General features: G+C 70.3%; 4 protein-coding genes. All 4 read left to right on the forward strand.

Translation table 11 applies throughout. From position 1 onward, the window contains the following. Window positions 1–159: 159 nt before the first annotated feature. The 4 genes from F4X11_09065 (at window position 160) to F4X11_09080 (ending at window position 6,338) form a co-directional block, all read left to right on the forward strand. Window positions 160–1,161: a hypothetical protein gene (locus F4X11_09065; protein ID MYN65164.1), complete on the forward strand. Its 1,002-nt coding sequence runs from the start codon at window positions 160–162 to the stop codon at window positions 1,159–1,161. Continuing rightward, window positions 1,158–2,216, forward strand: a complete 1,059-nt coding sequence (locus F4X11_09070) for a hypothetical protein (GenBank protein ID MYN65165.1) — start codon at window positions 1,158–1,160, stop codon at window positions 2,214–2,216. Before F4X11_09065 ends, F4X11_09070 begins: the two co-directional genes overlap by 4 nt. Next, complete coding sequence (locus tag F4X11_09075; GenBank protein ID MYN65166.1) at window positions 2,113–4,911, forward strand: DUF1592 domain-containing protein; 2,799 nt, start codon at window positions 2,113–2,115, stop codon at window positions 4,909–4,911. The genes F4X11_09070 and F4X11_09075 overlap by 104 nt, the downstream gene beginning before the upstream one ends. Before the next feature lie 92 nt (window positions 4,912–5,003). Beyond that, window positions 5,004–6,338 (forward strand): DUF1552 domain-containing protein, encoded by a 1,335-nt coding sequence (locus F4X11_09080; protein MYN65167.1) that lies wholly within the window; start codon window positions 5,004–5,006, stop codon window positions 6,336–6,338. The last annotated feature ends 226 nt before the right edge of the window (window positions 6,339–6,564 follow it).

The following is a 6,564-nucleotide window of genomic DNA, read 5'->3' on the forward strand; positions in this document are numbered from 1 at the left end:
GCGCTCGCTCAACATCCCGCGTTACCGAAAAGCCTCACTTTCATGTCGTGCACCCAAGAAGGTCCTTGCGTTTGACCCGCAAGCCGAGTGATCATGACCGGTCTCGGTCGGCCGAGGCACCGTGCGTTCGTGCGTCGGTTCGGCCTGGAGGAGAGGTAGATGCGCCAAAGACTTCTTGGATCGGCAATCGTCGTGGCCGCGGCCGCGATCCTGGTAGCGACGGCCGGCGTCGCCCGCGCCCAGTCGGCAGGCGACGATACGGCCTGGCAGCCGGCCCGTACCGCTGACGGACAGCCCGACATTTCGGGCGTCTGGACCAACTTCGATCCGACGCCGTTCGAGGCGCCGGACGATGTCGACCTGCAGCGGCTCGCGCCGCTCGCGGCATGGTTCCCCGGCAGCAACCGGCCGCAACGGGCGCCCGCGATGCCGGCTTCCGAGACTGACAGGCGACGTCCGCCACAAGGGCCCTGGGGTGACGGGCCGGGCAGCGCCCCGCGCAACGAGCGCCGCCGGTCGATGGTGGTCGACCCGCCGAACGGCCGGATTCCGGTGCGCGACCACGCCCGTGCGACCCGCGACTACAACCTCATCCACCTGACCGATTCCTACATGAACCACACCCCGTGGGAGCGGTGCATCACCCGCGGCGTGCCCGGGGGGATCTTCCCGCCCGGCTACGGCGCCGGCTACCGGATTCTCCAGACACCGGGCTACGTGGTCATCCTCTACGAGATGATCCACGAGGCGCGGATCATCCCGATCGACGACCGCCCGTTGCCGTCAGGCAAGATCCGGAGCTGGAACGGGGCGTCGCGCGGCCGCTGGGAGGGGAACACCCTGGTGGTCGAGGTCGGCAACTACAACTCCAAGGGCTCGATCGCCACGAACATCGCGACGCGCGGCGCGCGCGGCCTGCCGCGCACCGAGGACCTGCGGGTCGTCGAGCGCTTCACCATCGCCGGCCCGGACACGCTGGAGTACGAGGTGACGATCGAGGACCCGGCCATCTACACCGACACCTGGAAGGTGGCGATGCCGCTGAATCGCGATTCCACCTATACCCTCTTCGAGTACGCCTGCCACGAGGGGAACTACGGCTTGGCGAACAGCCTGAGCGCGGGGCGGGCCGAGGACCGGGAAGCGGCGGAGGGACGGTGACGGCGATTAGGGGTGGATTGGCGCGAGTAGCCGCCGTCGTGCTGCCGGCGGCCGTGCTGGCGGTCTGCCTTTTCTCGGCGGGGGCAACCGCGGCGCAGACCGGGACCGACGAGGGGTACAAGGCGCCGCGCACCGCGTGGGGGCATCCCGACCTCGAGGGCCGCTACACGATGGAGACCTTCACGCCGCTGGAGCGGCCGGCCCACCTGGCGGGGAAGGAGTTCTTCACGGAGGAAGAGGCGGCCGAGCTGCAGGTGTTGCTGACCGCCGAGGGGGTCGATCCGCTGGCGGGCAACGTCCTGGCGCTGGAGGACGAGGAGCGGCGGCAGGATCGACTGTATCAGGACAGCGACACGCACTACGACAACTCGGTCTGGCTGCGCGGCAATACGCCGAAGGGGTTGTCGAGCCGGCGGACGTCGCTGGTCGTCGATCCGCGGGACGGCCGCATTCCGCCGCGGACGCGGGAGGCGGAGCGGGCCGCGGTCGATCGGCGCGAGGCCCGGCGCGGGCGCGAGTTCGAGAGCCATCTCGTGCGCCCGCTCGCCGAGCGCTGCATCGTCTGGCCGCACGAAGGACCGCCGATGGTGCCGCCGGCCTACAACGACATCCTGCAGATCCTGCAGACACCGGACCACGTCGTCATCGCGCCCGAGTTGCGGACCAACAAGCCGCGCATCATCCCGCTGGACGCCGGGCCGCGCATCTCCGACCGGATTCGGCTGTTTCAAGGCGACCCGCGCGCGTGGTGGGACGGCGACACGCTCGTGGTGGAATCGACCAACTTCAGCGGCAAGACGCTGTTCCGGGGCGCGGCCACCGAGGAGATGATCGTCGTCGAGCGGTTCACCCGCGTCGACGCCGACACGATCCGCTACGAGTTCACCGTGGACGACCCACGGGCGTGGACCAGCACGTGGAGCGTGGAGATTCCGATGGTGCGGCGGGACGATGAGATGTTCGAGTACGCCTGTCACGAGGGCAACTACGACGTCGGCAACATCCTGCTGGTCAACCGGAACCTGGAGAGGCAGGCCGCGGCGCAAGAGCAGTGAATGGCGGATGACCTTGCACGAACGATGGGGACTCGGCGACCGGGCGCGATCCCGCGGGCAGGGGCGCCCGCCGTCGAGGCATGACGAGGGGCGGAGGCACATGACGTTCCAAGCGCGGCGCGGACGGAATCACCGGCGTGCGCCAAGACCGCGCCGAGCCGCGTGGCGCTCGGTCGCCTCGTGGATGATCGCCGCCGTCGTGGCCGGCGGGGTCGCGGGCGGGTCCTCCGCGGTGGTCGAGGCGGCCGGAGGAGCGGCGGCCGGCGAACCGGCGGCCGGCGCGCCGCAACGTGCCGGAGCGCCTTCCCTGCCGCAGGCCTCCGCCGGCCGGAACCCGGAGCCGCGAAGCGTGTTCCGTCGGTACTGCATCGGTTGCCACAACGACCGGCTGCGGACGTCCGGTCTCTCCATCGCGGCGCTCGACGTGGAGAACGTCGCGGCCGACGCGGACACGTGGGAGAAGGTGGCGACCCGGCTGCGGGCCGGCTCGATGCCGCCTCCCGGACGTCCGCGGCCGGACGACGAGACCTACCGGCACGTGGCGGGATGGTTGGAGTCCGAGCTGGACCGCGCCTGGGCCGCCAACCCCTACCCGGGACGGATCAACGCCATCCACCGCATCAACCGCACGGAGTACCGCAACGCCATCCGCGACCTGCTCGCGCTCGACGTCGACGTCGAGTCGCTGCTGCCGGGCGACGAGACCGCCGACGGCAGCTTCGACAACTTCGCCGACGTTCTCGGGTTGTCGACCGCGCACATCGAGCGGTATCTGTCCGTCGCGCGGCAGGTGACCCGGCTGGCGACGGGACTCCCGCCGCCGAGCCCGGGCGCCGACACGTTCGAGATCTCCATCCATATCGTGCAGGACACGCGGCAGGGGGACGACCTGCCGCTGGGGTCGCGCGGCGGGGTCGCCGTCCCGTACCAGTTCCCGGTCGACGGCGTGTACCGCGTCAAGGTGCTGCTCCGCCGCCAGTACCAGGACTACCTGATGGGGATGGGCTGGCCGCAGTGGCTCGACGTGCGGGTGGACGGCCGGTTGGTGAAGCGCTTCACGGTGGGCGGCAACGTGCCGGGCCGGCCGGTGGCCGCGAGCTACGCCGGTGACGGCGAGCCGGGCTTCGCGGGCGCCGTCGAGTGGGAAGAGTTCATGCAGCGCACCGGCGACGCCAATCTCGAGGTGGACGTGCCGGTAGAGGCGGGTCCGCACGTCGTCGGGGTGTCGTTCGTCCGCCAGTTGTGGGAGCCGGAGGGGCTGCCCCAGCCGCTGCAGCGCGGCCGCGTGCTGACGAACGACCAGATCTACATGGGCTACGCGGCGGTGCGCTCAGTCGAGATCGGCGGGCCCTACCTGGTGGCGGACACGATGGCCGAAACGCCGAGCCGGCGGGCCATCTTCACCTGCGAGCCGAGCGGCGCCGGTGAGGAGCGCGCCTGCGCCGAGGAGATCCTGTCGTCGATCGCCCGCCGCGCGTTCCGGCGGCCGGTGACGGACGCCGAGGTCGACTCCCTGCTGCGGTTCTTCGACGAGGGGCGGGCGGCGGGCAGCTTCGAGGCGGGCATTCAGTTCGGACTCGAGCGGATCCTGGTCGATCCCGACTTTCTCGTGCGCGTCTACCGCGATCCGATAGACCTGGATCGGACGGCGTATGCGCTGAGCGACCTCGAGCTGGCCTCGCGCCTGTCGTTCTTCCTCTGGAGCAGCATTCCCGACGAACAGCTCCTGCAGCTCGCCGAGGCGGGCCGCCTGAGCGACCCCGCCGTTCTGGAGCGGCAGGTGCGGCGCATGCTGGCCGACCCGCGCGCCACGGCCGCCATCGTCGAGGACTTCGCGGCGCAGTGGCTCAACCTGCGGCGCGTCGGAGAGGTCGTCGTCGACCCCGTCCGGTACCCGCACTACGACGAGAGCCTGCTCGACGCGTTCGAGGAGGAGGTCATCCGGTTCGTGGCGAGCACGCTGACCGAGGACCGCAGCGTGCACGATCTGCTCGACGCCGACTACACCTTCGTCAACGAGCGGCTCGCACGCCACTACGGGCTGCCCGGCATCTACGGCAACCGGTTCCGGCGGGTGACGTGGCCGGACACGGCACGGCGCGGGGGGCTGCTCGCGGCGGGCGCGCTGCTCGCCACGACGTCGTACCCGGACCGGACCTCTCCGGTACTGCGCGGCAAGTGGCTCGTGGACAACATCTTCGGGTTGCCGGTGCCGGCGCCGCCGGCCGGCGTCAACACCGACCTCGAGGAGACGCCGGGCGAGGTTCCGGCGACCATCCGCGAGCGCCTCGCGCGCCACCGGGAGAGTCCGACCTGCGCGAGCTGCCACGCGGTGATCGATCCGCTCGGCTTCGCGCTGGAGAACTTCGACGTGATCGGCGGCTGGCGCGACGTCGACGAGCAGGGACGGCCCATCGACAGCATGGGCACGACGACCGGCGGGGTCGCGCTCGACGGGTTGCCGGGCCTGCGCGCCCTGCTTCTCGACGATCCGGAGCAGTTCCCGCGGACGCTGACGGAGAAGCTCCTGTCCTACGCCCTCGGGCGGCGCCTGGAGCACTACGATCGGCCCGCCGTGCGGCAGATCGTGCGCGACGCGGCGGCGGCGGAGTATCGTTGGTCGGCGATCATCACGGGCATCGTGCGGAGCCCGCAGTTCACGATGCGGGCCGGGCCGGCGGCGACGGCGAACTAGCGCGACCTTGCGGTCGCGTTGGGAGTTTCGCTGACGCGAAACTCCTGCCTGGAATTCGGGACGGCGAGTGACGGATAGAGGAGACGGCGGACATGACCTTGACCAACAAGTCGTTGCCACGGCGAACCGTTCTCAGAGGAATCGGCGCGACGCTGGCGCTGCCGTTCCTCGACGCGATGGCCCCGGCCGTGTCGCGGGCGCGGCCCGCCGCGAAGCCGGTGCCCCGCTTCCAGGCGTTCTACGTCCCGAACGGGATGGCGATGCCGTACTGGACGCCGAAGGGAGAAGGGACGGACTTCGAGGTCTCGCCCATCCTCGAGCCCCTCGCCCCCTTCCGCGACCAGATGATCGTGCTCTCCGGACTCAATGCGAGCTGGAACTACATCCATGCCGGCGCTTCCGGGTCGTTCCTGACCGGCATGACGCAGGGCGGCCGCAACGAGACCGAGATCCTCGGCGAGGTCTCGATGGACCAGTTGCTGGCCCGGCACTTCGCCCGCGAGACGCAGGTGGCGTCGCTCGCGGTGGCGTTGGACCGGCCGAACAACGCCGGGGCCTGCACCGGCAATCTGAGCTGTGTCTACACCCACACGATCTCGTGGCGCAGCAAGACCCAGCCGCTGCCGATGGAGTGGAATCCCCGCGCCGTCTTCGAGACCCTCTTCGGCGACAGCGGCAGCACCGACCGGGAGGCGCGGCAGGCGCGCATGCGCCAGCACAAGAGCCTGCTCGACGCGGTGACCGGCAAGCTCGCCGACCTGAAGCGCGAGCTCGGCGTGCACGATCAGGTCAAGCTGGACGAGTACACCGAGTCGGTGCGCGACGTCGAGCGGCGGATCCAGCGGGCGGAGGAACAGAGCGACCTGGAGTTGCCGGAGATGCGCCAGCCGCAGGGCGCGCCGCCGGCCTTCGAGGATCACCTGGAGCTGATGCTCGACCTGCAGCTCCTCGCGTTCCAGTCGGACCTGACGCGTGTCATCACCTTCATGATCGGCAAGGAGCAGAGCGCGCGCCCCTACCCGCAGATCGGGGTCCCGGAGGCGCACCACCCGCTCTCGCACCACAACAACCTGCCCGAGCTGGTCGCCCACATGTCGAAGATCAACCGCTACCACGCGGAGCTGTTCTCGAAGTACGTGGCGAAGCTGCGGGCGACCCCGGACGGCGACGGGACGCTGCTCGACCACACGACCATCATGTACGGGACGGGCCTGTCGAACAGCACGCGGCACTCCGGCGACAACCTGCCGATCATGCTGATCGGCGGCGGCGCCGGCCGACTGCCCAGCGGGCGGCACATCCGCTACGGGAACGAGCCGTCGCTGGCCAACCTGCTGCTCACGCTGATGGACAAGATGGACGTCCCGGTGGACCGGGTCGGCGGCAGCACCGGGCGTCTGCCGCTGGATACCCTTTCCGACCTGTAGTGGGATCGGGGCCGTCAGGGGGAATGGCGATGCGCGCGAGACCGCCCGTCGTTGGTGACCTTCCGTTCGCCGGCGGTGTAACGCGAGCGCCGGACAGAGGCGTGCGGGGGGGGGTGGCGCTCGCGGGGGTGGGCCCCTTGGCGAGGGGGCGGGTTGTTAGTGGTTTTAACAAAAGAGACCGCGCCCCAGCGTAACGGGTGAGATAGTAGTGGGGGCGGGGGGATTT

This window comes from Acidobacteriota bacterium, assembly GCA_009861545.1.
Classification (GTDB): Bacteria; Acidobacteriota; Vicinamibacteria; order Vicinamibacterales; family UBA8438; genus WTFV01.

Coding starts and splice junctions, on each gene's coding strand:
- F4X11_09065 (MYN65164.1), top strand. CDS start 160: ATGCGCCAAAGACTTCTTGGATCGGCAATCGTCGTGGCCGCGGCCGCG.
- F4X11_09075 (MYN65166.1), top strand. CDS start 2,113: ATGAGATGTTCGAGTACGCCTGTCACGAGGGCAACTACGACGTCGGCA.
- F4X11_09080 (MYN65167.1), top strand. CDS start 5,004: ATGACCTTGACCAACAAGTCGTTGCCACGGCGAACCGTTCTCAGAGGA.